Below are 25,908 nucleotides of genomic sequence, written 5' to 3'. Positions count from 1 at the left end.
ATGTCGGCTAGGCGGACATCTCTACTACCCGCACCAGTGGCCATCGTTCCAGCCAGCCTTTGCTCTGTACTCTGGTCCGGAAGGCTTCGCGCTTATGTGGCAAGCTCGATGCTGGGCGCAAAATCATCGAACAGAGGTCGTTGAGCGTGAAGGGTGCAAGGATCCGGCAATCTGAGCCCGACCTTTGGGCCGCGACTGCCGTGGCCGTTTCTGGCCAGTAGCGCATTGCATCTGCCACTGAACAATATGGTGAATCTCCGTTTCGCAGGTGCATTCTCGCCTGGTTTTTCACGGACCATTGGTACTCCGGCGCTGCTTGCCGAAGCCAATTCTCAAAAGCTTCGTCCGACGCTGGATCGAGGTTCTTATCGTCGAAGTAGAGAACGTCTATGTCCTCATCTCTGCAATCCGAAGCCCGACCGTGAAGGGCGTCCCACACGAAGTTTCGGACAAAGCCCGCACCGATGCTTCCCTGACGCAGATTGAGTGATTCAACCAACTCAAGAATCTCCCATCGCTGCCGGTTTTCGCGCAGCAGAGAAGCGATGTCGTAGGACTGAAGCACTGATGTCCTCGCGGTATTCCGGCCCACTCAGCCAAGTTAGGCGAAGATTGATGTCGCTCCAACCTTCGCAACAGGAAGCAATGTCCGCAGTAGGCTGGAAGCGGCCATTGCGCTTCGAGCCTTCAACGTTCTCACGCGCACCATTTACTGAAAAAGGCGCCCCGCGGGGCGCCTTTTCTATCGTTTTGAAACGTGCGGATCACTCCACGGGGAGGGCCACGAAACGCGGCTCGCCAGCGCGGCGGATCAACAGCAGGATCGACTTGCGCCCCGCATCCTTCGCCGCCTGCACGCGCTCTTCGAAGTCATCGACCGCGGAGACCGGCTTCTGCCCGACCTCTGTGATCAGATCGCCGACGCGGAGACCCTTCTCATAGGCCGAAGACGTCTCGTCGATCTGCTTGATGACGAGGCCGTTGGCCTCTTTCGTCAGGCCCATCTCGGTGCGCAGATCATCCGTCAGAGGCGTCACGGTCAGGCCGAGCATGTCCTTCTCGACCTCCTGCGGGGCCTGCACGGCTTTCGGGGGCTGTTCGCCCTCAGCGGCTTCGCGGCGGCCCAGCGTCACCAGAAGCGTCTTGGCCTCGCCATCGCGCATCACGGTCACGCGGACTTTCTCGCCCACCGGCGCATCGGCCACGCGACGCACCAGATCGCGGGTGCTTTTGACCTCGCCGCCATCGAAGGAGGTGATCACGTCGCCCGCCTCGATCCCGGCTTCCTTGGCGGGGCCATCGGGCACTTCGGAGACAAGCGCGCCTTCGGGGGCCTCGAGCCCCATCGCTTCAGCCATGTCCGCGGTGACGTCCTGGATTTTTACACCCAGCCAGCCGCGCCGCGTCTCGCCATATTCCTTGAGCTGTTCGACCACTTTCGCGACCACGTTCGAGGCCATCGAGAAGCCGATCCCGATCGAGCCGCCATTGGGCGACAGGATCGCGGTGTTCACGCCGACGACCTCGCCTTCCATGTCGAAAAGCGGACCGCCCGAGTTGCCGCGGTTGATCGCGGCGTCGGTCTGCAGGTAGTCGTCATAGCTGCCGGACAGCTCGCGGTTGCGCGCCGAGATGATCCCGGCCGAGGCGGAGAAGCCCTGACCCAGCGGGTTGCCCATCGCCATCACCCAGTCGCCGACGCGCACGGCGTCGCTGTCGCCGAAGGCGACGAAGGGCAGGGGGGAATCGCTCTCGACCTTCAGAAGGGCGATATCGGTTTTCGGATCGGTGCCCACCAGTTTCGCGTCGAGCCGCTTGCCCGAGAAGAATTCGATCTCGATCTCGTCGGCATCTTCGATGACGTGGTTATTGGTGACGATATAGCCGTCTTCCGAGATCACGAAGCCGGAGCCGAGCGCGTTCGAGCGACGCGGCGCACCCCGCCCGTTCGGACCATTGGGGGCGTTCGGGTTCGGCAGGCCGAAATCGCGGAACAGATCCTCGAAGGGCGAGCCGGGCGGGAAGTTCGGCATGTCGCCGGTCGGCGCGGCCACCGTGGTCGAGGTGGTGATGTTCACCACCGAATTGGACACCTGATCGACGAGTTCGGCAAAGCTTTCCGGGGCGGCGCGGGCATAGGCGGGCCCGGCCAGAGGGGCGCAGGCGAGCGCCACGGCAAGCGTGGCGGCGCTCAATCCGGCGCGCAGCATGGATCCGGGTCCGGTGAGGATTGTCATATGGCTCTCCCTTGCTTCGCCGGTGCGGAGGACCGGCGCGATGCTCTCTTTGATTTGAAATGTAGGAGCAGGGAGGGGCGAAGGGAAGTTATTCGCCAAAATTCACGACAGGAAATTGCGTCGCAGGGGGCGGACAAGGGCGCTCTCTTGCGCTCAAGGCACGAGAGAAAGGCCATTATCCGAACTGCCGCAGCGCCCAGAGGATCGTCACACCCGTCGCCAGAGCCGCAAGGCCAAGGGCGCGACGTTGGCCCGCCGACATGGCGCGCAGCATGTCCAGCGCCTCCTCGATACGCGAAGGGGCCAGCGCAAGCGCCAGCCCCTCGATCACAAGGACCAGTCCGAGACCGGTCAAAAGCATCGCCATCACTGGCCGACCTGGCTCGCCGATGCACTGCCCCGGCCTGCACCGGTTTCGGGCCCCGGGTTCTCCCCGATCGAGCGCAGGAAGCGCCCGTAATCGAAGTAGAGGCTGTCAGGCTGCGTCACCAGCGACGAGGTCTGCGTCTTCATCGATTGCGCGTAGAATTGCAGCGCGCGCACGAAGGCGAAGAACTGGCGATCCTTGCCGTAGGCATCCGCATAGACCTTGTTGGCCTGCGCATCGGCTTCACCGCGCACGATCTCGGCCTGTTTCTTGGCCTCGGACGTGACCTCGACCGCGGTACGGTCGGCGGTTGCGCGGATGCGCTGTGCAGCTTCTGCGCCGCGGGCGCGCTCGTCGGCGGCCTCGCGTTCACGCTCTGCCCGCATCCGGCCATAGGTCGAGGCGAGGTTCTGCTCGGGCAGATCGGTGCGCGTCAGACGCACGTCGATCACGTCCACGCCCAGCGACAGCGCCTCGCGCCGTGCCAGATCGCGGATGCGGTTCATCAGCGGCGTCCGGTCATCCGACAGCACAGCCGTCGAGGGGACCGAGCCCAGAACTTCGCGGATCGCGTTGTTCAGGATGCCGTCGATGCGGCTCTTTGCGGTCGTCTCACCGCCCGCGCCAACGGCTTCGCGGAATTTCACCGCGTCGACGATGCGCCAGCGGGCGAAGGCGTCGACCACGAGACGGCGGTCATCCTCGGGCGTGACTTCGAGCGGCTGCGTGGTCAGGCTCAGGATGCGGTCATCGTATTTCACGATGGTGTCCACGATCGGGATCTTGAACCCGAGACCGGGCTCGGTCTTCACCTGCTGCACCTCACCGAAGCGCAGCACGAGGGCCTTTTCACGTTCGTCCACCACGAAGACCGAATTCAGCCCGAGGAAGATGAGAACAACGAGAACGGCAATTGCGATAGGTCCGCGCATCAGTTGCTTCCTCCCGTGTTAGCGGTCGAGTTGGTGGTGTTGGACGCCGAGCCGGAGTTCTTGCGCAGCTGATCCAGCGGCAGATACGGCACGACGCCGCCAGCGCCGTCCTTGGTGTCCACGACGACCTTGTCGACGTTCTGCAGCAGCTTGCCCATGGTCTCGTAGAACATCCGGCGCTTGGTCACTTCGGGCGCTTTCTCGTATTCCGTGAGGATCGAGTTGAAGCGCGCGGCGTCACCTTCGGCTGCGTTCACGATCTGCGCGCGGTAGCCTTCGGCCTCTTCCTTGACCTGAGCGGCCTCACCGCGAGCGCCTGCAGTGACCTTGTTGGCGTAGGCGTCGGCTTCCTTCTCGAGGCGGTCCCGCTCCTGCTGGGCGGCCTGCACTTCGCGGAAGCTGTCGATCACCTCGCGCGGCGGGTCGGCGCGGTTGAAGTTCACACGAACGATGTTGATGCCTGCATCATAGCTGTCGAGCGTGTTCTGCACCGCCGAGCGCAGATCGCCCGCGATCTCGCCACGTGCGGTCGACAGGATCGGCGCGAGGTTCGAACGTGCGATGATGTCGCGCATCGCCGATTCCGACACCGCGCGGATCGTGTCCTGCGGATCGCCGAGGTTGAACAGGTATTTCGCCGGATCGCTGATGTTCCAGACCACCTGGAATTCGAGATCGACGATATTCTGGTCGCCCGTCAGCATCAGGCCGGTATCGTTCGTGCCTGCGCGGCCCGAGCCGATATCGACGGTTTGTTCGCGCGTCACCGGAACCTTGGAATAGGTGATGAAGGGCCACGGCGCGAGGTTCAGGCCGGGGCCTTTGGTCGCGTAGTAGCGCCCGAACATCAGCTCCACCGAGCGTTCTTCCGGGTTCACCTTGTAGAGCGAGGAGCCGAGCCAGATCGCAACCAAGGCCACGAGGCCGATGACGACCGCGGTCTTGGCCGGGAAGGGGCTCTTGCCGCCTCCGCCGCCATTGGGACGGTTGGGACGATTGCCGCCCCCCTTGCCGCCCATCAGCACCTTGAGCTGCTCGGAGCCCTTGCGCATGAATTCCTCTATTTCCGGGATCTGTCCGCCCTCACCGGGACGTCGCTGACCGGGACGCTTGTCTTCGCGGTCGTCGTCGCGGTCATCGCCGCCACCGCCTCCGCCGCCCCAGGGGCCTCCGTTGCTCATATGCTCCTCACCTTTCCGTTATCTTGTCGGACAGTTGGGTATCTTTTCCGTGATTTCAATAATGTCTTACAGGGTTCCGCATGGTCACGAGCTCTTCGCCCATGGTCGGGTGGACCGCGCAAGTCGCGTCGAACTGTTCCTTGGTTGCCCCCATTTTGACGGCGATGCCGACCATTTGGATCAATTCGCCTGCTTCGGGGGCCACGATATGGCAGCCCAGCACGCAGCGCGTCTCGCGGCAAACGATCAATTTCATCAGCACCCGCGCGTCGGAGCCCGCAAAGCTCGAACGCATCGGCCGGAAGCTCGAGACGTAGACCTCGGCATTGCCGCGTTCCTCTGCCTCTTCCTCGGTGATGCCGACGGTGCCGAATTCGGGCTGGGTGAAGACGGCCGAGGCCACCAGCTCATGATCCGAGGCGCGGGCATTGGCGCCGAAGACGGTGTCGGCGAAAGCGTGGCCCTCGCGGATCGCGACCGGGGTCAGGTTGATGCGGTCGGTGACATCGCCCACCGCGAAGATCGAGGGCACGTTGGTCTGCGACCATTCGTCGACCATGACCTCGCCGCGCTCGCCCAGCTCCACGCCCGCAGTCTCGAGGCCGAGCCCTTCGGTGTTCGGCGTGCGGCCCGTCGCGTAGAGCACCGCGTCGAACTCTTCCTCGCGCCCGTCGCCGCAGGTGACTTTCAGGCAGTTCTCGGTCTTCTCGATCTCGGTGATCACGACATGAGTGTGAATGTCGATGCCGCTCGCCTGCATCTGATCCACGATCAGATCGCGCGCCTCGCCATCGAAGCCGCGTAGCAGGGGCGAGCGGTTGTATTGCGTGACCTGCACGCCCAAGCCGTTGAGGATGCAGGCGAATTCGCAGGCGATATAGCCGCCGCCGACGATCAGGATGCGCTTGGGCAGGGTGTCGAGCTTGAAGATGTCGTTCGAGGTCATCACCAGCTCGCAGCCCGGGAATTCGGGCACGAAGGGCCGCCCGCCGACCGCGACGAGGATATGCTTGGTGGTGATCTTTGTGCCATCGGCCAGCGTGACCTCATGCGGGCCAGACACGGTGGCGCGCTGGTCGAAGACCTTCACGCCCGCGTTTTCCTGGCCCTTGCGATAGATCGCTTCGAGCCGGTCAAGCTCAGCATCGAGCTTGCCACGGAAGCCGGGCCAGTCGAACTGACCTGCATCCGCGCTCCAGCCATAGGCGCGCGCCTCTTCGATGGCCGCCGGCGCGGTGGAGGCGAAGACCATCAGTTTCTTCGGGACGCAGCCGCGGATCACGCAGGTGCCGCCCATCCGGTATTCCTCGGCCAGTGCGACGCGCGCGCCATGCCCGGCCGAAATCCGGGCCGCCCGCACCCCGCCAGAACCGCCGCCGATGACGAAAAGGTCGTAGTCGAAGCTCATGGGGGCGCCTTCCTTCCTGATATTCCTTGCGTCTTGGCTTAGCGGTCCATGCGCTCAGGAGCAAGGCGGGGACGGAAAGACGCGCGCAAGGCGGGGATGCGTCACAGCGTTGCATCCCCGAGGCGCGCGCCCTGCGCGAAAATCAGTCCATATCGCGGAAGATATTCTCGTCCTCGGCGAACTCGATGGTCTCGTTGGCCACCGTGCCCTCATTGATGTCGCGGATTTCGACCTTGCCGTCGGTCCCGCCGATGATGACCTTGTCGCAGATGTCGATGAACAGGCCATTCTCGACCACGCCGGGAATCTGGTTCAGCACCAGTGCCAGCTGACGCGGGTTGCCGATGCGGTTGAGATGCAGATCGACGATGTAATTGCCCTCATCGGTCACGAAGGGCTGCTGGCCGTTCAGGCGCAGCGAGGTCTGGCGACCCATCACATCCATCGAGTCGAGCAGTTCCTCGATCAGCGCGCGGGTGACCTGCCAGCCGAAGGGCACGACCTCGACGGGAAGAGGGAAGGCGCCCAGATGGTTCACTTCCTTGGAGGCGTCGGTGATGACGACCATCTGATCGGACGCGGTGGCCACGATCTTCTCCTGCAGCAGCGCGCCGCCGCCACCCTTCACCAAGTTCAGGTCGGGGTCGAATTCGTCTGCCCCGTCGATCGTGATATCGAGCCATTTCGCTTCGTCGAGCGCCACGACCTTGATGCCGACCTGACGGGCGAGATCGGCGGTGCGTGTCGAGGTGGGCACCCCGATCAGCTGCAGCCCTTCATCGCGGATACGCTCGCCAAGGCAGCGCACCATCCATGCGGCGGTCGAGCCGGTGCCGAGGCCCACACGCATCCCGTCTTCAACGAGGTCAACGGCACGGCGGGCGGCGGCGAATTTCGCCTTGTCGATCGGGGAGAGGTCGGCAGCCATTTGGCACTCCATTCATGGGCAGTCTGAGTTGCCGACGCTTATAGGCAATCACAACCGCTCAGGCGAGGGCTTTGTCGGCCTGTCTTCAGCGCAGGAGGAATTGTCGCATCCCGCCTGCCTGCTTGGCGTGGCGTCGCGCCTGCCCCGGGGGCAGGATTGGACGCGCGGGCTGGGTGAGGAGCGGGTTCTCCGCCATCAACCCGCGCAGCCGCGCGGCGGCTTGCGGGTCGACCCCGCGCAGCGCCATCGGGCCGGGCAGAAGGCTTTCTACCGCCGCCCCGTCCGCAAAAACGATCTCATGCGCCTCGAACAGCAGATGCAGCCATTCGATCCGTGGACGCGGCGCGCGGGCGATCCCCGGCAGATCGAGCAACCCCTTGGCCGGGATCAGATGCTCCCGCCCGCCAAGGATTCCCGCGCGGCTGCGAACCAGCAGCCGGTGCTGCGCGGAAACCTCGAAGGCGCGGTCATTGCCAAGCGCGCCTTTCGCGACGCGGATCGGCGCGTTCCCGTCGCGGCCCGTCATCCGCCAGCGTCCCGTCCAGATCAATTCGCGATAGCCATTATCGGCGGTCTGCACCTTCATGCCGGGGCGCAGGTCTTCAACTGCGACTGGGCCGAGTTTCGTCGCGATCCGGGTGCCGCGCGCGAAACAGACCGCGAGATCGCTATAAGGAATGACCGGATCGTTGCTGTCGATTGCGACGATTTCATAGGTTTGCCCCGCGAAAAGGCGGTGAGATGACGCGATGCCATGCACGTCGCCCTCGAATTCGAGCACGAAGATCGTGATATTGTCGGCCGGATCGGAGGAGCCCGCCGGACGGATGACATAGCTGTATTCGATTTCGACATCGCCCGCCGCACCTGCGCCCCAGGCGATGCCGTCGAATGTCATCGGGACGGTGAGTTCCTGCGAGCCGTCCGCATCCTCGAGATTGGTGTCGTCATCGGTCAGATCGATCATCTGCACCGCAGCGTCAGCCTCGATCGTGAAGCTGGTCACACCCACCGCATCGGCATTCGCCAACGCGTTCGACCCGAACGGGTCCGGGCCCGATACGATCAGGTCCGAAAATTGCCATGCACCGAAAATCGGCATCGTGCCCACCACAGCCTTTCGCCGCTCAGGCTGCGCGATAATCCTGAATATCGCGTCAACGATGTTGCTTTTGCGCGTGGCGGGGTCGTTTTGGGGCTGTTGATCCGGGGGCGAACACGGCAGTCTGGGCCAAAATCAGGGCAGGGAGGCCGCATGTTTCTGAGCGTCTTCGATATCTTCAAGATCGGCGTCGGGCCGTCCTCGTCGCATACGATGGGGCCGATGGTCGCGGGCGCGCGGTTTCTCGATGCGCTCCGGGCCTCGCCCTTCACCGCGCATGGGGTGCGGGTGCGCCTGCACGGCTCGCTCGCCTTCACCGGCAAGGGCCATGCGACGGATCGGGCGGCGATCCTCGGGCTCGCAGGCGTGGTGCCCGAGAGCTACGATAACGATCTGGCCGAGAAATTGCTGGCCGCCAACGCGCGCGACCACCTGTTGAAACCTGAGGGCCTGCCGCCTTTGGCTTTCGACCCCGAGGCCGATCTGATCTTCGACTACGAGACGTCTCTGCCCGGCCATGCGAACGGCATGGTGATCGAGGCGCGCGACGCGCAGGGCGACGTGTTGATGCACGAGGTCTATTACTCGATCGGTGGCGGTTTCGTGCGCACCGAGGCGGAACTGACCGCCGTCGACGACGCCGCCCGCGACGCGCCGAGCCCGGTGCCGTTCCCCTTCAAGACCGCCGAGGAAATGCTGGCGATGGCCCATGCCTCGGGGCAGAGCATCGCGCAGATGAAGCGGCGCAACGAGGCGCGCTTCCGCGGTCCGAAGGAAATCGACGAAGGTCTCGAGAAAATCTGGATCACGATGCGCGATTGCATGGAGCGCGGGCTGACCAGCGAGGGCGAATTGCCCGGCGGGTTGCGGGTGAAGCGCCGCGCCAAGGCGATCCATGAGAGCCTGAAGGCGGATTGGGGCCAGAACCTCGCGCCGCCGCATCAGATCAATGACTGGATCTCGGCCTATGCGATGGCGGTGAACGAGGAAAACGCGGCCGGTGGCCAAGTCGTCACCGCACCGACGAACGGGGCGGCGGGCGTGCTGCCTTCGGTGATCCGTTACTGGCTCGATCATGTGCCCTCGGCGTCCTCCGCGAAGATCCCCGATTTCCTGCTGACCGCGGCGGCTGTCGGCGGGCTGATCAAGACCAACGCTTCGATCTCGGGGGCGGAATGCGGCTGTCAGGCCGAGGTCGGATCGGCGGCGGCGATGGCGGCGGCGGGATTGGCTGCCGTGCTGGGCGGGAGCCCTGAGCAGATCGAGAACGCGGCCGAAATCGCGCTGGAGCATCACCTCGGCATGACCTGCGATCCGGTGAAGGGGCTGGTGCAGGTGCCCTGCATCGAGCGCAACGGTCTGGGTGCGATCAAGGCGGTGTCGGCGGCCTCGCTTGCGCTGCGCGGGGACGGCACGCATTTCGTGCCGCTGGACGCGGCGATCGAGACGATGCGCCAGACCGGTCGCGACATGCACGAGCATTACAAGGAGACGAGCCTCGGCGGGCTGGCGGTGAACGTGCCGAACTGCTGAGGTTGCCTCACTCGTGCTGAGGGCTGCGCCCGACCTCGGGTGGGCGCATGCTCGCTAGGTGGTTTGCACTTTATCGTGCCACCTCTCTCGAAGGCCGAGCGCGCGCAGCTTGCGTAGATGCGCCCTCCCGGGGGGAGGTCGGGCGCGGCCCGGGCTGGTCGCCCGGGCGGGGCATCACTCCAAGGGAAGCCCTCAAAACACGCTCCCCCTTGACTTTTCGCGCCATCACGCGCATTTACCCCCAATCGCCGCGCTGCCGCGTGAGCAAGCCGCGCCCGACAGAGGCGCATCGGCGATACCTCCCGAGTTCCCATTCACGCAGGGTTCTGACACGCAAGACCGGACCACGCGGGACTAGCCCGCCTGTCCCGAGGTCTGCGTCAACCTGCGCTCCGGACAATCCCGTCCGGGCTGATCGCCGTGCGCATCCCCGCGTTGGGAGCCTCGGCCATAAAGGATAGGCATTGTCCGATTTCTCTTCGCTGGGGCTCTCCCCGGCCATTCTCAAGTCGCTCGCACGCGCAAAATTCACCCAGCCGACCCCGATTCAGGAAAAAGCGATCCCGCTGGTTCTTGCGGGCCATGACGTGCTGGGCCTCGCCCAGACCGGCACCGGCAAGACGCTGGCCTTCGGCCTGCCGCTCATCGACAAGCTGATGGCGCAGCCAGGCAAACCCTCGCCCAAGACCTGCAAGGCGCTGATCCTCGCGCCGACTCGCGAGCTGGTGAACCAGATCGCCGACAACCTCGCGGGGCTCGTTCAGGGCACCAAGATGAACGTGGCCACCGTCGTCGGCGGCCAGTCGATCAACCGTCAGATCACCATGATGCATCGCGGCAACGACATTCTCGTCGCCACCCCGGGCCGTCTGATCGACCTGATGGATCGCGGCGCGGTTGACCTCCGCTACACCCGCCATCTGGTGCTCGACGAGGCCGACCAGATGCTCGACCTCGGCTTCATCCATGCGCTGCGCAAGATCGCGTCGCGCCTTGGCACGCCGCGCCAGACCCTGCTGTTCTCGGCCACGATGCCGAAGCAGATGGAAGAAATCTCGCAGGCGTATCTGACCGATCCCAAGCGCGTGCAGGTCTCGCCCCCGGGCAAGGCCGCCGACAAGATCACCCAGTCGGTGCACTTCCTCGACAGCAAGGCCGAGAAGGCCCGCAAGCTGCGCGATATTCTCTCGGCCGATATGGGCGCGCTGACGCTTGTGTTCGCCCGCACCAAGCACGGCGCGGAAAAGCTGATGAAGAGCCTGCGCGCCGATGGCTACAACGCGGAATCGATCCATGGCAACAAATCGCAGGGTCAGCGTGACCGCGCGATCAAGGGCTTCCGCGATGGCAAGGTCAACGTGCTGGTCGCGACCGACGTGGCCGCGCGCGGGATCGACATTCCGGGCGTGTCCTATGTCGTGAACTTCGACCTGCCGGACGTGCCGGACGCTTATGTCCACCGCATCGGGCGCACCGCGCGTGCCGGGCGCGAGGGCGAGGCGATTGCTTTCTGCTCGCCGGACGAGGCAGATAACTTCCTGCAGATCGAAAAGCTGATGAAGATCGAGATCCCGACCGCGAGCGGCGAACGCCCGTCTGCGGCCGTGCGCCCCTCGGCGCGTGCAGCTCGAGGCCGCGGTCGCGGCGGTCCGCGCTCTGGCGGCAACAAGGGTCGCGGTGGCAAGCCTCAGGGCAAACCGCAGGGGCAGGGGCAGCCGCAAGGTCAAGCTCAGGCCCAGGCGCGCTCGAAACCTCGCGCCGAAGCCAAGCCCAAGGTCGATGCCGGTGGCAACGCCTCGCCGAAGCGGCGTCGCCCGCGTCGGCGCAATGCAGGCGCTGCATGAAATTGACAGCGGGCCGCATCGTAAGATGCGGCCCGTTTCAGTTCCTCCGTCCGGTCCACGTGAGACGCGTCCGAACGACCCAATCGAAACGCATCCTCAGCCGTCATCTGCATCGCTTCAATGTCATGTCCAACGCGGCGGCGAAGCCTTTTGCGGAGAAGTCGAAGACACCCACGTTCGGAATGGAGACGGTGAAATTTGCGTTCCCGCCTGCCGCCTCAACTTGTTTTAGCGCGTTGATCGCAAGCTTGTCGGTGCGTTGATCCAGCCAGGCATATTGCCCTGTCGAACGCAGGCGGAATGTGCTCTGCCCGATCGCGATGGTCAGTCCGCCGGAGCGCGGAAGTCGTCGGTCGGCATAGACGGACAGCTCCGGTTGCCTGCCCGAGTGCTTCGTCACCGCGACATAGAGAAGCGAGCCATTCAGCAAAATCCGCCGATCATTCGCGGTCGCTGTCCAGCAGGTCTTCATGGTGCCGCTTCTCTCTTCGAAGACGCTCCACTTCCCGACATTGCCGATGCTATCGGCGGCATAGGTTGGCGAGAGCGCACCGAGGGCGATCAGGGCGGCGCAGATAAGTACTCTGAGAAGACGGCTCATGCGCGTTCCTCCGACCAACGCAATTTACCTCGCCCACAGGGGGCGAGGTAAAAATAGCATAATTTTCGTCAGTTGGACTGAATTATGCGTCGGGGTGCCTAAGACAGAACGCAGGTGATCTCGCGGTTTGGCGGGTCACCCCACCTCTGTGAACACCTTCTTCAGCGCCGTCTCCAGCTTTTCCAACATCTCGTCCATCTGCGCTTCCGTCAGGATGAACGGCGGGCACAGCACCACCGATTGCCCGAGCGGTCGGCAGATCAGTCCCTGATCGGTGCAGGCATTGGCGATGCGCTCCGAGACCGAGAGCGACCCGTCGAACGGCGTCTTGCTCTCGCGGTCCTTCACCGCCTCCAGCGCCCACATATAGCCCACGCCGCGCAGCTCGCCGATATTGGGGTTTTGCGCGATCTGGGCGAGGCCGGCTTCGAGGCGTGGGCTCAGACGCCGGACATTCTCGGCCAGCCCCTCGTTCATCACCACGTCGATCGCCTTCAGCGCAATCGCGCAGCCGACCGGGTGGCCCGAGGCGGTGAAGCCGTGGGGGAATTCTTCGATTGCCTCGGAGGCCGCCTGCAGGCGGTCCGACAATTCCGGCCCGAGGATCACTGCGCCCATCGGGAAGAACCCGGCGGTGAGGTTCTTCGACGAGATGATCGCGTCGGGCTGGAAGTCATAGGTCTCACAGCCCCAGGTGTTTCCGGTGCGCCCGAAGCCGCAAATCACCTCGTCGGAGATCAGCGGGATGTCGTATTTCTTCAGGATTTTCGATACGGCTTGGAAATAGCCTTTGGGCGGCGTGATCACCCCGCCCGCACCCATCACCGGCTCGGCGAAGAAGCCCGCTATCGTGTCCGCGCCTTCCTTGATGATCGTCGCTTCCAGCTCATTCGCGAGGCGCTGGGTGAATTGCTCTTCCGTCTCGCCGTCGTGGCCCTCGCGCCAGTAATGCGGGCAGGTGAGGTGCAGGAACCCCGGCAGCGGCAGGCCGAAGACCGAGTTGTAGGGCTTGCCGGTCATCGAAGCCGAGACCGCCGTGACACCGTGATAGGCGTTCTTGCGGGTCAGGATCTTGCGCTTCTGCGGTTTGCCCTCGGCCCCATGCAGGAACCAGAGCATCTTGACCATCGTGTCGTTCGCCTCGGAGCCGGAGTTGGTGTAGAACACCTTGCCGTCCTCGAAAGGCGAGACCTCGATCAGCTTCTCGGACAGCATCACCGTCTGATCCGACATCCGACCGAAGAAGGCGTGATAGCCGGGGAAACGCGCATATTGCGCCTGTGCCGCCTCGATCAGCCCGGAGTGGTCGAACCCCGCGACCATGTTCCAGAGCCCCGAATTCGCATCGAGATATTTCCGCCCCTCGGTGTCGAAAATGTACGGCCCCTCGCCATGGGTCACGACGACCGCGCCGCGATCATGGATCGTGGGCAGATCGGTGAAACCGTAGAAGCTATGCGCATCGGCGCGGGCCTGCCAGCTTTGGTCTTTCATCTCGCGACTCCTCCGGGATGGGCGATGGATGAAAGCGAGGCTATCCGCGGCGCGGTCGGCGTCAATGGTCCGCGATGTGCCAGGATGCCGCATGGCTTGCGCGCCGGGGCGGGGCAGGGCAGTCTGCGCCTCAAGCCTTATCGCCTCCCCGATCACGGAGCCTCCCATGCCCGCCCCCAATCCGCGCATCAGCCTCTGGGCGGTCGAGGTCTTCGTGGCCACGGCGGAGGAAGGCGCGACCACCGCAGCCGCGCGCCGCTTGGGCGTTTCGGCCTCGGCGGTGAGCCAGCAGCTTGCGGGTCTGGAGGGAGCCTTGGGCGCGGAGCTCGTGGACCGTTCGGCCAGACCTTTCGCTTTGACGGCAGCGGGGCGGGCTTTCCTGCCTCATGCCGAGGCAATGCTGGACGAATTGGCCCGCGGTCGTGCCGGGGTGGGGCAGGCCGATCCGGCGGGGCTCACGAGTTTCCGGCTGGGCATGATCGAGGATTTCGAGGCCGAGGTGACGCCGCTTCTGCTGGCGGGCATGGCCGACGAGCTCAGCACCTGCCGGTTCGAGCTGGAAACCGGGCCGAGCCACCGGCTGCTGTCGAAGCTCGAAGCGCGCGGCTTGGATGTCGCCGTTGCGGCCGAGCCGCAGGGCGCGGCGCTCGACGGGATCGAGCTGCACCCGCTTCTGACCGAACCGTTCCTCGCCATTCATCCCGCCGATGCACCTGCGAAAAGAGATCCGTCGCTGCCGCTGATCCACTATTCCCAGCGCACGTTGATGGGGCGCCAGATCGCCGCGCATCTCGCGCAAACGGGCAAGGCGCCGCCGCATCAACTGGAACTCGACAGCTATCCCGCGATCCTCGCGCTGGTCGCGGCGGGGCGGGGCTGGACGATCCTGACGCCCTCGGCGGTGCGTCATGCGCCGCGCGCGGGGCTGGCGCTGTCGCCGCTCGACGGGCCGCCGCTGACCCGGCGCATCGTGCTGGCCGCGCGCGACGGGATGATGGCGGATTGGCCCGCGAAAGTGGCCGCCCGCCTGCGGGCGCTGCTGCAAGAACGCGTGGTCGAGCCGGCGCTGGAAGAAGCGCCGTGGCTGGACGGGACATTGCGGGTCGAGGCGGGCTAGCGCCTCAGCCGATCCCCAGACCTGTCAGGGCGGTGGCCAATTCTTCGCGTGGCAGCATCATCAGGGCTGGCCCCTCCAGCATGATCCGCACGGGCCCCGTCGCCCGGTTCGACGTGCCGACCCGCTCGGCGGGCGTGAAGCCGATCCCGTCCAGCGGCCATTGCAGCCCTTCCGAGCGCGCCTTTACCTCGCCGAATGGAAACAAAGAGACCCGCGTGCCTTCCGTCACATCCAGCGAAAGGGACGGGGGACAACGGAAGATCACCTCTTCCTCGGCCAGCATCACGACCCGGTGCGGCGTGCGGATCAGGTCGGTCATCGCGGCCAGCGTGTGATCCAGCCGCATCCCGGTGAAGCCGAGCGCCAGAATGAACGGCGCCTTGATCCGTTGCAGGCATTTCGCGAAATCGGTGCTGTCCTGCTCGGCCACCGGATGCACCCGCGGGCCAAGTGTGGCGCGCGCCGCATCCGACAGGGAATCGAGATCGCCGATCACCGCTTCGGGCTCGAGACCCATCGACAAGGCCCGATCTCCACCGCCATCGGCGGCCACGAGATAGGGGGCGATTGTCAACGCTTCGTCAACATCCGCATGGTTAACTGCGCCGGCGCCGAGAAGCGAAACCCCGGTTGACGAATGGACAATACTGCTAATCATGGGCTGATTGATGACGATTGTGGCAACGAAAGACAATCGAGACCGGTAAAAAACCTTTCAAATGCCTTCTTTCGTCCACGCGAAAGAACCAGTTGGACAGGAATGTCGACGCATTGAGGTCCAATAGAAAGCGAGTGGTCCATGGTTGGTGCGAGCAAGATCCTGACCGTATCCTACGGCACCTTTTCGTGCACCTTGGAAGGATTTGATGAGCCTTTCAACACGATGAAGGCGATTGCGGAGTATTTCCGCGATCTGGCTGCCGACGACCGGTATTTCGGTGCAGAGCCGCCCCAGCCCGATGCGGAGATGCTTCACCGTATCGCAGAGCGCGAAATTCAGCGCCGGGTCGAAGCGAAAATTCAGGAAAACGGCGTTGTTCTGCGCCAGCAAGACACCCTGCTGGGTGGCGAGGCTGCAGCCGACGAGGCGCCCGCGCCCGCTCAGGAAGAGCCGCTGGTGACGTCGGACGCGCTGCAAGAAGCCGCGCCTGCCGCCGAAGCGCCCGTGCAGCCGGAGGTCGCCGAGACGCCCGAGCCGGCAGCCGCGCCCGAACCGGTCGCAGAGCAGCCCGAGCCCGAGATTGAAGCCCAGCCCGTCGAACCCGAAGCAGGCTTCGCGCAGCCGGAAACCGTCGCCGCTAAGCTGCAGCGCATCCGCGAAGCCGTGGCCCGCGCCCGCGTGGTTCAGGCCGACAGCTTTGCCGAGGAAGACGAGCTCGTTTCCGTCCCCGAGGCGCTTCTGGACCGCTTCGAGACCGAGCCGTCGAGCGAAGCCGAAGATTTCGGCTATGACCTCGACATTTCCGGCCCGCTGAGCGCCGAGGAAATCGAACCCGAAGCCTCCGAACCCACGCAGCCCGAGGCCGAGATGCCCGAGGCGGAGGTGGCAGAAGAAGCCTCGGCAGAGGCCGCGCTCGAACAGATTGCGGAAGAAAACGAAGAAGTAGCGGAAGTTGCTCGCGAAGACGAAGACGTCGTCACCGAGGAAGCGCCCGTCGCCGAAACGGAGGAGACTGAAGCCGAAGACATCGCAGCAGCCGAACCCGATGCCTCGGAAGAGGACGCTGCCGACGAAGCCGAAGCCGCGTTTGGCCCGACCGACGACCAGATGGGGCGCCGTCAGGCGGCCCGCCGCGCGCGCCGTTCGGCCAAGCGTGCCAAGCGCATCGCAGCGCTCAAGGCCGCAGCCGAAGAACTCGGTGCGACCGAAGAGGAAACAGTCGAACAGGCCGAGGAACAAACCGAAGAGACCTCGGCCGACATCACCGTTGACGCCGATGCGCCCGCCGCGCCGCGGATGCGCGCGCGTGTGATCAAGGTACGCCGCCGCGAAACGATCGAAGCCGCGGCTGCGGAGGTTGCTGCGGACGCTTCAAAAGAGATTCCGGCGCAGACCGACGACGCGGCCATGGCAGACAGTGCAGAGGATCAGGCGATCCCGGCTGCCGAGCAGATCGAGGGCGACGGCGCGCAACAGGCATCCGAAGTGGCTGCCGAAGCCGAGCAAGAGGTGGAAGCCGAGGCCGAGCTGGAAGCAGAAGCCGAGGATGACGACCTCGCCGCACGTCTGGCGGCCGAATTGAGCGAAACGACGGAGGAGGCCAGCCCTGCTCCGGTCGCGCCGCAGGCAGAGCAGCCGCAGGATGAAGGTGATCGCGATAGCCGGATGCCGGGGCGCCTCTCGCCCGAAGCCGAAGCTGATCTCATGCGCGAACTCGCCGCGCTGCAGATGGAGAACCTCTTCACCGGCGCCGAAATCGAGACGGCTGACGAAGCCCCGGACGAGGCGGTTGCGCAGGCAGATGTTTACGAAGACCTGGAGCTGCCCGATATCGACCTGTCCGATCTGGAAGACGAGTCGGTCGACGCGCCGCTGGTTCTGACGCAAGACGAGGCCGCCGCGCCCGAAGCGGAAGAGCCCGAGGCGACCCCGGCAACCGCATCGCTCGACGCGCAAAACGTGCTGGTTCTGGGCAACGCGATCATCGCCGAAGAGGCCGAAGCCGAAGCCGAGATGTCGGAAGACGACACCGTGGCCGAGGATGAGGCCGAGGATATCTCCGCCGACGTCTTCGCACCGGAATTTGACGCCGAGGCCGCAGACGAGACCGAAGCCGAGGACGCGGAGGCAGAGGCCGAAACCGTCGAGACCGCCGATGCGGAAGACACGGAAGAGGCGGAAGCCCCGACCGAGGTTGCCGCACGCGAGGCCGCGTCGCTCTCCGAGGAAGAGACCGACCGCGAAGCCGAGGTGGATCGCCTTCTGGCCGAGGCCGACAAGCAGGCCGAAGTGGTCGAAACCCGCCGCCGCTTCTCCGCGATCGCGCATCTCAAGGCCGCCGTCGCCGCGACCGTTGCGGATCGTCTGGCCAAGGGGCAGGACACCGCGAAAGGGGGCGTCGAGGACGAGGACGGGTCCGAACCCTACCGCGCCGATCTGACCCAGGCCGTGCGCCCGCGCCGCCCGGTCAGCTCGGGCGAGACGGCATCGCGCCGTCCCGATCCGTTGCGCCCCGCGCCGCTGGTGCTGGTTTCCGAACAGCGCGTCGATGCAGAGGAAGCCTCGGAGGTCGAGGAGGTCGAGCAGCCGGCTGCTCAGCCCGCCGCCGCGATCCGTCCGCGCCGTGTCTCGGCAGGTCAGTTCGCCGCTGCCCAAGGCGACGAATCCGAAACCACGCCGATGAACCCCGAGCAGGCGACCAGCTTCGCCGAATTCGCGGAAAGCCTCGGCACGCAGGGCCTCTCCGATCTGCTGGAAGCCGCCGCCGCCTATACTTCGGCCGTGGAGGGGCGCCCGCATTTCTCGCCGCCGCAGATCATGCGCAAGCTGTCCGTCATGGACGATGCCGCTGACGTGCCGCGCGAAGAGCGGATGCGCGTCTTCGGGCGCCTGCTGCGTCAGGGCAAGATCACCAAGGTGAAGCGTGGCCAATATGCGATCACCGAAGCCTCGCGCTACTGGGACGAGGCGAAGATGGCCTCGGGGCAGTAAGCCCGGCGACAGATCAGAAGGGGCGGTCCTGCGGGGGCGCCCTTTTTCATTGGATCAATAAAGCCGTGCGCGCAGGCACTGGATCAGCACGCGCGCGCCGGGGGCGATCAGCGCGTCGGGGAAGTCGTAATCGGGATTGTGCAGGGCAGGGCGGTCGCCCGCGCCCAGAAGCGCCATCGCGGCGGGACCGTGATCGGCGAAACGCCCGAAATCCTCGGAGGCGCGCATCGGCAGATCGGTTTCGGTGGTTTCGATACCTTCGGCCTTAAGCGCCGCGCGCAGGATGGCGTTCGCTTCAGGAGCGTTTTCGCAGTGGCGGAAGATATCGTGATAGGTGATCTCGCGCTCCAGCCCGAGCGCATCGGCGGCCTCGTGCACCATCGTCTCGGCTTTCTCCACGAGCCCCGCCATCCCCGCATCGCGCTGGGTGCGCAGGGTCGCCCACAGCTCCGCCGCGCCGGGAGCGACGCCGAAGGCGGGTTCGCCGAGCCGCGCATGGGTGATCGTCACGCGCGCGAAATCGGGATCGCTCTGGTGCAAATCGTTGCCGAGCGCCGTCAGGTCGCTCAGCAGCCGGGCGAGCGCCGGGGCGGGAGAACGACCGCTTTCCGGCAGCGAGGCATGGGCGGTCCACCCGGTGAGCGTGATTTTCATGCCGCGCGAGGCGCAGTTCATCACCCCGTCCTGCAGCGCCGCCGCCCCGAAGGCCACGCCGGGCATGTTGTGCAGCGCGAAGGACAGATCGGGCGCGATCTCGGCAAAGCGCGGATCGGCGATCACGGCCGCAGCCCCCGCGCCCGTCTCTTCGGCAGGTTGGAATAGCAAGATCGCGCGGCCACGCGCGGGACGATTGCGCGACAGCCAGCGCGCCACGCCTGCGAGAATCGCCATGTGACCGTCATGGCCGCATAAGTGCCCCTTGCCGGGAAAGTTCGACCGGTAAGGCGGCGTGCCGGTCTCGTGGATCGGCAGCGCGTCCAATTCGCAGCGCAGGAGAATCGTCGGGCCGGGCTCCGCCCCCTCGTAAATCGCGGCGACGCCATGCCCGCCAAGCTCGGTCAGCATGTGGTCCGGTGCGGTTGGCAGCAGCATCGCGACGACCCGCGCGGCGGTGTCGCGTTCCTCGCCGGAAAGCTCTGGGTCCTGATGCAGACGGTGCCGCCACGCGGTCAGTTCCGCGATGTCGGAATTGGTCAGACTGTCGGGCGGGAGGGGGGAGGGCGCGCTGGTCATCGGGCTAATTTGCCCGTTTTTCGGCGCGCCCGCCAGAGGGTGTCACGGCTTGGACGGATCGTCGGGGTCGTCCTTTCCGACGCCTTTGAAGATCGGCTTGAGCGGCGCGATCCACAGCAGGCCAAGCACGACATAGACGCCGAACTCGGCCCAGATCGGCAGCCGCCCCCAGCGCGCGCCTGCCCAGTTCACCACCGTCACCGCGACGACGATATAGGCGGGCAGCCCCACGACGAGGGCCAGCAGCGAGAGGCGGCGTCGGGCCTTGTAGCTCAGCGCCATCGGATCAATCCGCGAAGGGGTCGGTCACGAGGATCGTGTCATCGCGCTCGGGCGAGGTCGAGAGCATCGCGACCGGGCAGTCGATCAGCTCCTCGATCCGGCGGACATATTTGATCGCCGCCGCCGGCAGATCGGCCCAGCTGCGCGCGCCTTCGGTCGATTCGGCCCAGCCTTCGATCTCTTCATAGACCGGCACGCAGCGCTTTTGCTCTTCCGCGGCGGTCGGCAGATAGTCGAGCGTCTCGCCGTCGAGCTCATAACCGGTGCAGATCTTGATCGTCTCAAAGCCGTCGAGCACGTCGAGCTTGGTCAGCGCGATGCCGTTCACGCCCGAGATCGCGCAGGTCTGGCGCACCAGCGCCGCGTCGAACCAGCCACAGCGGCGCTTGCGGCCCGTGACGGTGCCGAATTCATGGCCGCGCGTGCCGAGACGGTTGCCGTCTTCGTCGTCCAGCTCGGTCGGGAAGGGGCCTTCGCCGACGCGGGTGGTGTAGGCTTTGACGATGCCGAGCACGAAATCGATCGCGCCCGGGCCCATGCCGGTGCCCGCTGCGGCCTGACCTGCAACCACGTTCGACGAGGTCACGAAGGGGTAGGTGCCGAAATCGATATCCAGAAGCGAGCCCTGCGCGCCTTCGAACAGGATGCGCTTGCCCTGCTTGCGCTTCTCGTTGAGCACTTTCCACACAGGTGCGGCGTATTTCAGGATCTCGGGTGCGACGTCCTTGAGCTTTGCGATCAGCGCGTCGCGGTCGATCGCCTCGATGCCGAGACCCTTGCGCAGCGGATCGTGGTGCTGCAGCGCGCGGTCGACACGGGCTTCCAGCGTCGCATCATCGGCAAGGTCTGCCACGCGGACCGAACGGCGGCCGACCTTGTCTTCATAGGCCGGGCCGATGCCGCGACCGGTGGTGCCGATCTTGGTGCCCTTCGAGGCCGCTTCCTCGCGGGCGCGGTCGAGCTCGCCGTGAATCGGCAGGATCAGCGGGGTGTTTTCCGCGATCATCAGCGTCTCGGGGGTGATCTCCACGCCCTGATCGCGGATCTTCTCGATCTCTGCGAGCAGGTGGAACGGGTCGAGCACGACGCCATTGCCGATCACCGAGAGCTTGCCGCCCCGCACCACACCCGAAGGCAGCGCGTTGAGCTTGTAGACCTTGCCGTCGATCACGAGCGTATGGCCCGCGTTATGACCGCCCTGAAACCGCGCGATCACATCCGCGCGCTCGCTGAGCCAGTCCACGATCTTGCCTTTCCCCTCGTCACCCCATTGGGCGCCGACGACGACGACATTGGCCATTGCTCTCTCCTTGGCAGGTGTAAAACCGCGCGAGGTATAGCGGCTGAGCGCGCGGTGCGAAAGCCCGCATTTGCGAGAGGTGGTTCACTCTATCCCCGCGTGACGCGCGCGCGAGGAGGCAGGCGCCTCCGGCGGGGATATTTGGGCCAAAACGAAGGGGAGGGCGGATGCAGGCTGCGTGGCTGTGCCGATTTGACCCCGCGAAAGCCGAAAATACACCTCTGCGGCCTTGCACCCTCAGTCTCATCCGCCTAGATAGGCGCGTCGCAAGAAAGAAGGCCCGACCCGTTCATGGAAAACGTCGTTCTCTCGATCCATCTGATCCTCGCACTGCTGCTGATTGGCGTGGTGCTGCTGCAACGCTCCGAAGGGGGTGGCCTCGGCATGGGGTCGTCCAACAGCTCTGGCGGCGGTGTCGGCGGGCTGATGACCGGTCGGCAGGCGGCCAATGCGCTGACTCGCGTGACCTGGGTTCTGGCCGCTGGCTTCTTCGCGACCTCGGTGACGCTGACGGTTCTGGCCGCGCAGAAAGCGGGCAGCAGCTCGGTGCTCGATAGCGCCGCGCCCGAGCAGAGCGCTCCGGCAGAGACCGCGCCGGCGAATGACACGACCGGCTCGACGCCGTCGCTCGATGTGGTGATGCCGCCGCCGGCAAGCGGGTCGGATGCCTCGACCGGCGGAAACGCGGGCGAAACCACGACGGATACGCAAAGCGGTCCGGTTACGCCGCCCGCCGCCAACTAAGCCGTCACTTCAGCCGACAATCGGTTCGCACCCACAAAAAGTTGCGGGTGCGTCCTATCCAAACTCAATAGCTTGCGGTCTGGTTGCGGGCAGGCCGCGAATCGTGTAAGCATTAAATCCCGTGATCCTGACCCTCTTTGGGGCAGGGAAACCATTCGAATTTCGCAGATCACGGGGGTCTTCATGGCACGTTATGTCTTCATTACCGGCGGCGTTGTCTCGTCGCTCGGCAAGGGTTTGGCATCAGCCGCCTTGGGGGCATTGCTGCAAGCACGCGGCTTTTCGGTTCGGCTGCGCAAGCTCGACCCGTATCTCAACGTCGATCCGGGCACGATGAGCCCGTTCGAGCATGGCGAGGTCTTCGTCACCGATGACGGGGCCGAGACCGATCTCGACCTTGGCCATTACGAACGCTTCACCGGCGTCTCGGCACGCAAGACCGACTCGATCTCTTCGGGGCGGATTTACACTAACGTGCTCGAGAAGGAGCGCCGCGGCGAATACCTGGGCAAAACGATCCAAGTGATCCCGCACGTCACCAACGAGATCAAGGACTTCCTCGATGTCGGCGATGACGAGGTCGATTTCATGCTCTGCGAGATCGGCGGTACGGTCGGCGATATCGAGGGCCTGCCCTTCTTCGAAGCGATCCGCCAGTTCAGCCAGGACCGTCCGCGCGGCCAATGCATCTTTATGCATCTCACGCTGCTGCCCTATCTGGCGGCGTCGGGCGAGCTGAAGACCAAGCCGACGCAGCACTCGGTGAAGGAACTGCGCTCGATCGGCCTGCAGCCTGACGTGCTGGTCTGCCGCTCGGAGCAGCCGATTCCGGAAAAAGAGCGCGGCAAGATCGCGCTGTTCTGTAACGTGCGCCCCGAGGCGGTGATCCCGGCCTATGACCTGAAGTCGATCTACGAGGCGCCGCTGGCCTATCACCGCATGGGCCTCGATCAAGCAGTGCTGGACGCGTTCGGCATCTCGCCCGCGCCGAAGCCGGAACTGAGCCGCTGGGAAGACGTGATGGATCGTCTCGACCATGCCGAAGGCGAAGTGCGCGTGGCGATCGTGGGCAAATATGTCCAGCTCGAAGACGCCTACAAGTCGATCGCCGAGGCGCTGACCCATGGCGGCATGGCGAACCGGGTGCGCGTGAAGGCGGAATGGATCGACGCGGAGATTTTCGAGAACGAAGACCCCGCGCCCTATCTGGAAAACTACCACGCGATCCTCGTGCCCGGCGGCTTCGGCGAGCGCGGCACGGAAGGCAAGATCCGGGCGGCCCAATTCGCGCGCGAAAAGGGCGTGCCCTATCTGGGCATCTGTCTGGGGATGCAAATGGCCGTCATCGAGGCCGCGCGGAACCTCGCAGGCGTCAGCGATGCGGGCTCGGAAGAGTTCGACCACGAGGCGGGCAAGAAGCGCTTCACCCCGGTCGTCTATCACCTCAAGGAATGGGTGCAGGGCAACCACCGGGTCGAGCGCAAGGTGACCGACGACAAGGGCGGCACGATGCGTCTGGGCGCCTATTCAGCCGCGCTGAAAGAGGGCTCGAAGGTCGCGGAAGTCTACGGCTCGACCGATATCGAAGAGCGTCACCGCCACCGCTACGAGGTCGACATCAAGTATCGCGAGCCGCTGGAAAAATGCGGCATGACCTTCTCCGGCATGTCGCCCGATGGTCGCCTGCCCGAGATCGTCGAGCACAAGGACCATCCGTGGTTCATCGGCGTGCAGTTCCACCCCGAGCTGAAATCGAAGCCCTTCGCGCCGCACCCGCTGTTTGCTGGCTTCATCAAGGCCGCGCGGGATCAGAGCCGGTTGGTGTAATCGTTCCGATTTATCCTCTCGCGTAAGGGAAGCCGGTCAGGCGAACCACGTGCCTCTCGAACTGAGCATCACTGTGTGGGGTGATCTTTAGTTGTTCGCAGAGCGTCGAGGGGAGCTTGACCGCTTCGAGTAGTCTAGTGCGAATTTCTTGCTTTGCGATGCTCTTGATTTGACCGATCAATTTCGTATCGGTGGTGAGAAAGGTATCTAGTCCGAGGGCAAGTGTGCAACGCAAGTGCCAAGCATCTTGGCTGTTCTTTTCCGTCGATCTCACTTGGTCGATTGCGGCGAGTATGTCGCGAAATGTCTTTTCAGTTTGTCGGCTGATTTCGTGTCTGAGTTGGGTTTTCGGGTCATTCCCCGGTAGCCTGATTTCCAGATCGGGTAGGGTCATGTGCCCGAATAGCTTTAAGCCTTGGAACAATGACGCAGCACCCAACTGCATGCTTCGCGCTCGCGCGCGACCTTCGTACATGCGTTCGATGTCGAGCGCGTCGGTAGTGTGAGCCTCCAGCAAGCCGTTTTTGAAAGCTTCCGCCAAAGCCGAAATATATCGGGTCTGCTCGCCGCCTTTGCTCGCTGAGATTGGATGGCCGCTTTTGACCGTTTGAATCCAGCCTGTTTGAATTGGGATTTCGCCGCCCCACAGCTTTGTTCCATTGTCCTTCCATTCGGACCGTGTAGCGGCTGCGTGATGGAAGACCGATGTATCAATAAGAACTTTCATCTATCAGTTGCGTCCATCGCCAAGATCCGAAACTCAAGAGAGCCGCGCCTAGGTTTGCGCGGCTTTTTTCTTTTTCTTCTTCGACGGCTTCGGGGCGGGTTTCTCGGCCTTGGGGGCGCCGCGGGCGGGGTCGATCTGGCGGGCAAGCTCGGCCGGATCGAGGCGGATCAGCGTCTGGATGTAGCCCGAGGCCGCGTCGAGCAGCTCGCACAGGGCCGCCGCGCGCGGATCGGCGCTGCGGGCTTCCAGGGCGGACAGGTGGTCGCGCGCGGGGCCGATCACGCGGCGTTCGCGCTCGGCCAGCATCAGGCGTGCCAGTTCCCACGGCTCGGTCGGGGCCACGAAGTAATCCTTGCGCGAACCCGGCGAGCGCGCGGCCTGCACGAGCCCCGCATCGCGCAACTCCTTCAGCGCGGTCGAGACATTGGAGCGCGACAGGCTAAGCTGCGTCACCAGATCGTCGGCCGAGGGCGCTTGCGCCGCGCGCCAGATCGCGCCGAGACAGCGGCCTGCGGGGCGGGAAAATCCGAAACGGGGGGCGAGTTCGGCGAAGGCTTCGGGCAGTTCGGTTTCACTCATGCATCCATCCTCTGCCGCCTATTGTCGCCGCTCGGTTACGCGCCGGGTCGGCGCGCCGCGGACAGCCCCGCGATCAGCGCGGCCTCCCCGTCGCCCAAAGTGACCTGCGCGCCCTGCGCTTGCAAGCCGCGGGCGCAAATTTCCGACCAGCCGGGGGCGGAGGCGGAGGACAGCGCCAGCACGGTTTGCCCGAGCCACCACGGTTTCGCCGCGGCGAGTTCCGCGCCGAGCACGGCACCGGCGGCGCGTGGGGCGGGGCGTCCGAGGCTGAGCGGGGCCAATTCGCGCGCGAGGCGTTCGGGGCGCGAGAGCGTATCGGCGAGGGCTGCGTCGAACCCGTCGCCCGCCTCCAGCGGCGAGCCGAGCGCGGCCAGCATCGCGGCGGAGCCTGCGCGCATCGCGCTGACGACTTCACCCGCCGAGATATGCGCCCAGATCGCGCTTGCACCGCAGATCCAGATCACGCCATCGAATTGCGGGAGGCCTGCGAGGATACCGGCGATCCGGGCCGCCTCGGGGGCGGTGATCTCGGTGCCGTCGCTGTCTTGGATCAGGCCGGGCAGGGCGGGATAGCTTTGCCCGCCGATCTCGGTCAGCGGCAGCGCGCCTTCGGGGCGAGGGGTGCAGGGCAGGGCGCGCGGGGCAGGGCCTGCAGCGGAGGCCGCCACGATCGCAGCGGCCCCGTCGGGCAAAAGCGGGCGGGCGGCGGGCCCGGATTTGCGGTCGCTCACCGCCCCGTCCGAGACATGTGCAGCGCGCCAGCGCCCGAATTCTTCCGTAAGTGCGATCCAATCAGCCATGGCGCATCAGATCGCACGGA

Annotated in this window: 23 protein-coding genes; 6 read left to right on the top strand and 17 right to left on the bottom strand. The window is 65.1% G+C overall.

The window, feature by feature from the left end:
• Positions 1–7 precede the first annotated feature (7 nt).
• The 8 genes from ACZ7GB_RS02990 to ACZ7GB_RS02955 all read right to left on the bottom strand — a co-directional run bounded on the left by ACZ7GB_RS02990 (position 8) and on the right by ACZ7GB_RS02955 (position 8,155).
• Entirely contained in the window at positions 8–565 is a 558-nt protein-coding gene (locus ACZ7GB_RS02990; RefSeq protein ID WP_472157608.1) for a nucleotidyltransferase family protein, read from the bottom strand.
• Positions 566–764: 199 nt separating this feature from the next.
• Positions 765–2,237, bottom strand: coding sequence for a DegQ family serine endoprotease (locus tag ACZ7GB_RS02985; protein ID WP_078519638.1), 1,473 nt, complete (start codon positions 2,235–2,237; stop codon positions 765–767).
• A gap of 175 nt (positions 2,238–2,412) precedes the next feature.
• A complete protein-coding gene (locus ACZ7GB_RS02980; protein WP_472157607.1) occupies positions 2,413–2,604 on the bottom strand; it encodes a DUF2065 family protein in 192 nt (63 codons plus the stop codon).
• Positions 2,604–3,539, bottom strand: coding sequence for a protease modulator HflC (gene hflC / locus ACZ7GB_RS02975; RefSeq protein WP_472157903.1), 936 nt, complete (start codon positions 3,537–3,539; stop codon positions 2,604–2,606). Before hflC ends, ACZ7GB_RS02980 begins: the two co-directional genes overlap by 1 nt.
• Positions 3,536–4,717, bottom strand: a complete 1,182-nt coding sequence (hflK, locus tag ACZ7GB_RS02970; RefSeq protein ID WP_472157606.1) for an FtsH protease activity modulator HflK — start codon at positions 4,715–4,717, stop codon at positions 3,536–3,538. Before hflK ends, hflC begins: the two co-directional genes overlap by 4 nt.
• Positions 4,718–4,772: 55 nt before the next feature.
• Positions 4,773–6,125 (bottom strand): glutathione-disulfide reductase, encoded by a 1,353-nt coding sequence (gene gor / locus ACZ7GB_RS02965; RefSeq protein ID WP_472157605.1) that lies wholly within the window; start codon positions 6,123–6,125, stop codon positions 4,773–4,775.
• A gap of 142 nt (positions 6,126–6,267) precedes the next feature.
• Positions 6,268–7,053, bottom strand: coding sequence for a ribose-5-phosphate isomerase RpiA (rpiA, locus tag ACZ7GB_RS02960; protein ID WP_078519635.1), 786 nt, complete (start codon positions 7,051–7,053; stop codon positions 6,268–6,270).
• 85 nt (positions 7,054–7,138) lie between these two features.
• Positions 7,139–8,155, bottom strand: a complete 1,017-nt coding sequence (locus ACZ7GB_RS02955; RefSeq protein WP_472157604.1) for a Hint domain-containing protein — start codon at positions 8,153–8,155, stop codon at positions 7,139–7,141.
• 153 nt (positions 8,156–8,308) lie between these two features.
• Between ACZ7GB_RS02955 and ACZ7GB_RS02950 the strand changes: the two genes are divergently transcribed.
• Together ACZ7GB_RS02950 and ACZ7GB_RS02945 are read left to right on the top strand one after the other, a co-directional pair.
• On the top strand, positions 8,309–9,688 hold the full coding sequence (locus ACZ7GB_RS02950) for an L-serine ammonia-lyase (protein WP_472157603.1): 1,380 nt from the start codon (positions 8,309–8,311) through the stop codon (positions 9,686–9,688).
• A 464-nt stretch (positions 9,689–10,152) separates the two neighbouring features.
• The gene (locus tag ACZ7GB_RS02945) at positions 10,153–11,532 is read left to right on the top strand and encodes a DEAD/DEAH box helicase (RefSeq protein WP_078539702.1); all 1,380 of its coding nucleotides are present in this window, start codon (positions 10,153–10,155) and stop codon (positions 11,530–11,532) included.
• Positions 11,533–11,635: 103 nt separating this feature from the next.
• On the opposite strand, the gene ACZ7GB_RS02940 is transcribed toward ACZ7GB_RS02945, so the two are convergent.
• Together ACZ7GB_RS02940 and ACZ7GB_RS02935 are read right to left on the bottom strand one after the other, a co-directional pair.
• Positions 11,636–12,133 carry a hypothetical protein gene (locus tag ACZ7GB_RS02940; protein ID WP_472157602.1) on the bottom strand — a complete coding sequence of 166 codons (498 nt, stop codon included), beginning with the start codon at positions 12,131–12,133 and terminating at the stop codon, positions 11,636–11,638.
• A 135-nt stretch (positions 12,134–12,268) separates the two neighbouring features.
• Complete coding sequence (locus ACZ7GB_RS02935) at positions 12,269–13,627, bottom strand: aminotransferase (protein WP_472157601.1); 1,359 nt, start codon at positions 13,625–13,627, stop codon at positions 12,269–12,271.
• A 166-nt stretch (positions 13,628–13,793) separates the two neighbouring features.
• On the opposite strand from ACZ7GB_RS02935, the gene ACZ7GB_RS02930 reads away from it, so the two are divergent.
• A complete protein-coding gene (locus tag ACZ7GB_RS02930) occupies positions 13,794–14,744 on the top strand; it encodes a LysR family transcriptional regulator (protein WP_078599441.1) in 951 nt (316 codons plus the stop codon).
• A gap of 4 nt (positions 14,745–14,748) precedes the next feature.
• Here the strand turns inward: ACZ7GB_RS02930 and ACZ7GB_RS02925 are convergent, their stop codons facing one another.
• On the bottom strand, positions 14,749–15,402 hold the full coding sequence (locus tag ACZ7GB_RS02925; protein WP_472157600.1) for a thiamine diphosphokinase: 654 nt from the start codon (positions 15,400–15,402) through the stop codon (positions 14,749–14,751).
• Between the two features lie 141 nt (positions 15,403–15,543).
• Between ACZ7GB_RS02925 and ACZ7GB_RS02920 the strand changes: the two genes are divergently transcribed.
• Positions 15,544–18,396, top strand: a complete 2,853-nt coding sequence (locus tag ACZ7GB_RS02920) for a hypothetical protein (protein ID WP_472157599.1) — start codon at positions 15,544–15,546, stop codon at positions 18,394–18,396.
• Positions 18,397–18,450: 54 nt separating this feature from the next.
• Here ACZ7GB_RS02920 and ACZ7GB_RS02915 read toward each other — a convergent pair whose 3' ends face one another.
• The 3 genes from ACZ7GB_RS02915 to ACZ7GB_RS02905 are packed head-to-tail and all read right to left on the bottom strand — an operon-like array spanning position 18,451 to position 21,211.
• Positions 18,451–19,629, bottom strand: a complete 1,179-nt coding sequence (locus ACZ7GB_RS02915) for an amidohydrolase (protein WP_472157598.1) — start codon at positions 19,627–19,629, stop codon at positions 18,451–18,453.
• A 42-nt stretch (positions 19,630–19,671) separates the two neighbouring features.
• Positions 19,672–19,911, bottom strand: coding sequence for a DUF2842 domain-containing protein (locus ACZ7GB_RS02910; protein ID WP_078599438.1), 240 nt, complete (start codon positions 19,909–19,911; stop codon positions 19,672–19,674).
• A gap of 4 nt (positions 19,912–19,915) precedes the next feature.
• Positions 19,916–21,211, bottom strand: a complete 1,296-nt coding sequence (locus tag ACZ7GB_RS02905) for an adenylosuccinate synthase (protein ID WP_078546316.1) — start codon at positions 21,209–21,211, stop codon at positions 19,916–19,918.
• Positions 21,212–21,502: 291 nt separating this feature from the next.
• On the opposite strand from ACZ7GB_RS02905, the gene secG reads away from it, so the two are divergent.
• Positions 21,503–21,955, top strand: coding sequence for a preprotein translocase subunit SecG (gene secG / locus ACZ7GB_RS02900; protein WP_078539694.1), 453 nt, complete (start codon positions 21,503–21,505; stop codon positions 21,953–21,955).
• A 183-nt stretch (positions 21,956–22,138) separates the two neighbouring features.
• A complete protein-coding gene (locus ACZ7GB_RS02895; protein WP_078519623.1) occupies positions 22,139–23,782 on the top strand; it encodes a CTP synthase in 1,644 nt (547 codons plus the stop codon).
• Between the two features lie 10 nt (positions 23,783–23,792).
• Here the strand turns inward: ACZ7GB_RS02895 and ACZ7GB_RS02890 are convergent, their stop codons facing one another.
• The 3 genes from ACZ7GB_RS02890 to ACZ7GB_RS02880 are packed head-to-tail and all read right to left on the bottom strand — an operon-like array spanning position 23,793 to position 25,888.
• Positions 23,793–24,509, bottom strand: coding sequence for a hypothetical protein (locus ACZ7GB_RS02890; protein ID WP_472157597.1), 717 nt, complete (start codon positions 24,507–24,509; stop codon positions 23,793–23,795).
• Between the two features lie 48 nt (positions 24,510–24,557).
• Positions 24,558–25,088, bottom strand: coding sequence for a GbsR/MarR family transcriptional regulator (locus tag ACZ7GB_RS02885; protein ID WP_472157596.1), 531 nt, complete (start codon positions 25,086–25,088; stop codon positions 24,558–24,560).
• 35 nt (positions 25,089–25,123) lie between these two features.
• A complete protein-coding gene (locus tag ACZ7GB_RS02880) occupies positions 25,124–25,888 on the bottom strand; it encodes a 2-dehydro-3-deoxygalactonokinase (RefSeq protein ID WP_472157595.1) in 765 nt (254 codons plus the stop codon).
• Between the last annotated feature and the right edge of the window lie 20 nt (positions 25,889–25,908).

This window comes from Thioclava sp. PTB-PU3-1 (assembly GCF_055666785.1).
This window is presented reverse-complemented; position numbering and strand designations above follow the sequence as displayed.

Excerpts from the sequence above, each read along its gene's own strand:
- ACZ7GB_RS02985 (WP_078519638.1), bottom strand. The coding sequence starts at position 2,237 with ATGACAATCCTCACCGGACCCGGATCCATGCTGCGCGCCGGATTGAGC.
- ACZ7GB_RS02980 (WP_472157607.1), bottom strand. The coding sequence starts at position 2,604 with ATGGCGATGCTTTTGACCGGTCTCGGACTGGTCCTTGTGATCGAGGGG.
- hflK (WP_472157606.1), bottom strand. The coding sequence starts at position 4,717 with ATGAGCAACGGAGGCCCCTGGGGCGGCGGAGGCGGTGGCGGCGATGAC.
- gor (WP_472157605.1), bottom strand. The coding sequence starts at position 6,125 with ATGAGCTTCGACTACGACCTTTTCGTCATCGGCGGCGGTTCTGGCGGG.
- rpiA (WP_078519635.1), bottom strand. The coding sequence starts at position 7,053 with ATGGCTGCCGACCTCTCCCCGATCGACAAGGCGAAATTCGCCGCCGCC.
- ACZ7GB_RS02955 (WP_472157604.1), bottom strand. The coding sequence starts at position 8,155 with ATGCCGATTTTCGGTGCATGGCAATTTTCGGACCTGATCGTATCGGGC.
- ACZ7GB_RS02950 (WP_472157603.1), top strand. The coding sequence starts at position 8,309 with ATGTTTCTGAGCGTCTTCGATATCTTCAAGATCGGCGTCGGGCCGTCC.
- ACZ7GB_RS02940 (WP_472157602.1), bottom strand. The coding sequence starts at position 12,133 with ATGAGCCGTCTTCTCAGAGTACTTATCTGCGCCGCCCTGATCGCCCTC.
- ACZ7GB_RS02935 (WP_472157601.1), bottom strand. The coding sequence starts at position 13,627 with ATGAAAGACCAAAGCTGGCAGGCCCGCGCCGATGCGCATAGCTTCTAC.
- ACZ7GB_RS02930 (WP_078599441.1), top strand. The coding sequence starts at position 13,794 with ATGCCCGCCCCCAATCCGCGCATCAGCCTCTGGGCGGTCGAGGTCTTC.
- ACZ7GB_RS02925 (WP_472157600.1), bottom strand. The coding sequence starts at position 15,402 with ATGATTAGCAGTATTGTCCATTCGTCAACCGGGGTTTCGCTTCTCGGC.
- ACZ7GB_RS02920 (WP_472157599.1), top strand. The coding sequence starts at position 15,544 with ATGGTTGGTGCGAGCAAGATCCTGACCGTATCCTACGGCACCTTTTCG.
- ACZ7GB_RS02915 (WP_472157598.1), bottom strand. The coding sequence starts at position 19,629 with ATGACCAGCGCGCCCTCCCCCCTCCCGCCCGACAGTCTGACCAATTCC.
- ACZ7GB_RS02910 (WP_078599438.1), bottom strand. The coding sequence starts at position 19,911 with ATGGCGCTGAGCTACAAGGCCCGACGCCGCCTCTCGCTGCTGGCCCTC.
- ACZ7GB_RS02905 (WP_078546316.1), bottom strand. The coding sequence starts at position 21,211 with ATGGCCAATGTCGTCGTCGTCGGCGCCCAATGGGGTGACGAGGGGAAA.
- secG (WP_078539694.1), top strand. The coding sequence starts at position 21,503 with ATGGAAAACGTCGTTCTCTCGATCCATCTGATCCTCGCACTGCTGCTG.
- ACZ7GB_RS02895 (WP_078519623.1), top strand. The coding sequence starts at position 22,139 with ATGGCACGTTATGTCTTCATTACCGGCGGCGTTGTCTCGTCGCTCGGC.
- ACZ7GB_RS02890 (WP_472157597.1), bottom strand. The coding sequence starts at position 24,509 with ATGAAAGTTCTTATTGATACATCGGTCTTCCATCACGCAGCCGCTACA.
- ACZ7GB_RS02885 (WP_472157596.1), bottom strand. The coding sequence starts at position 25,088 with ATGAGTGAAACCGAACTGCCCGAAGCCTTCGCCGAACTCGCCCCCCGT.
- ACZ7GB_RS02880 (WP_472157595.1), bottom strand. The coding sequence starts at position 25,888 with ATGGCTGATTGGATCGCACTTACGGAAGAATTCGGGCGCTGGCGCGCT.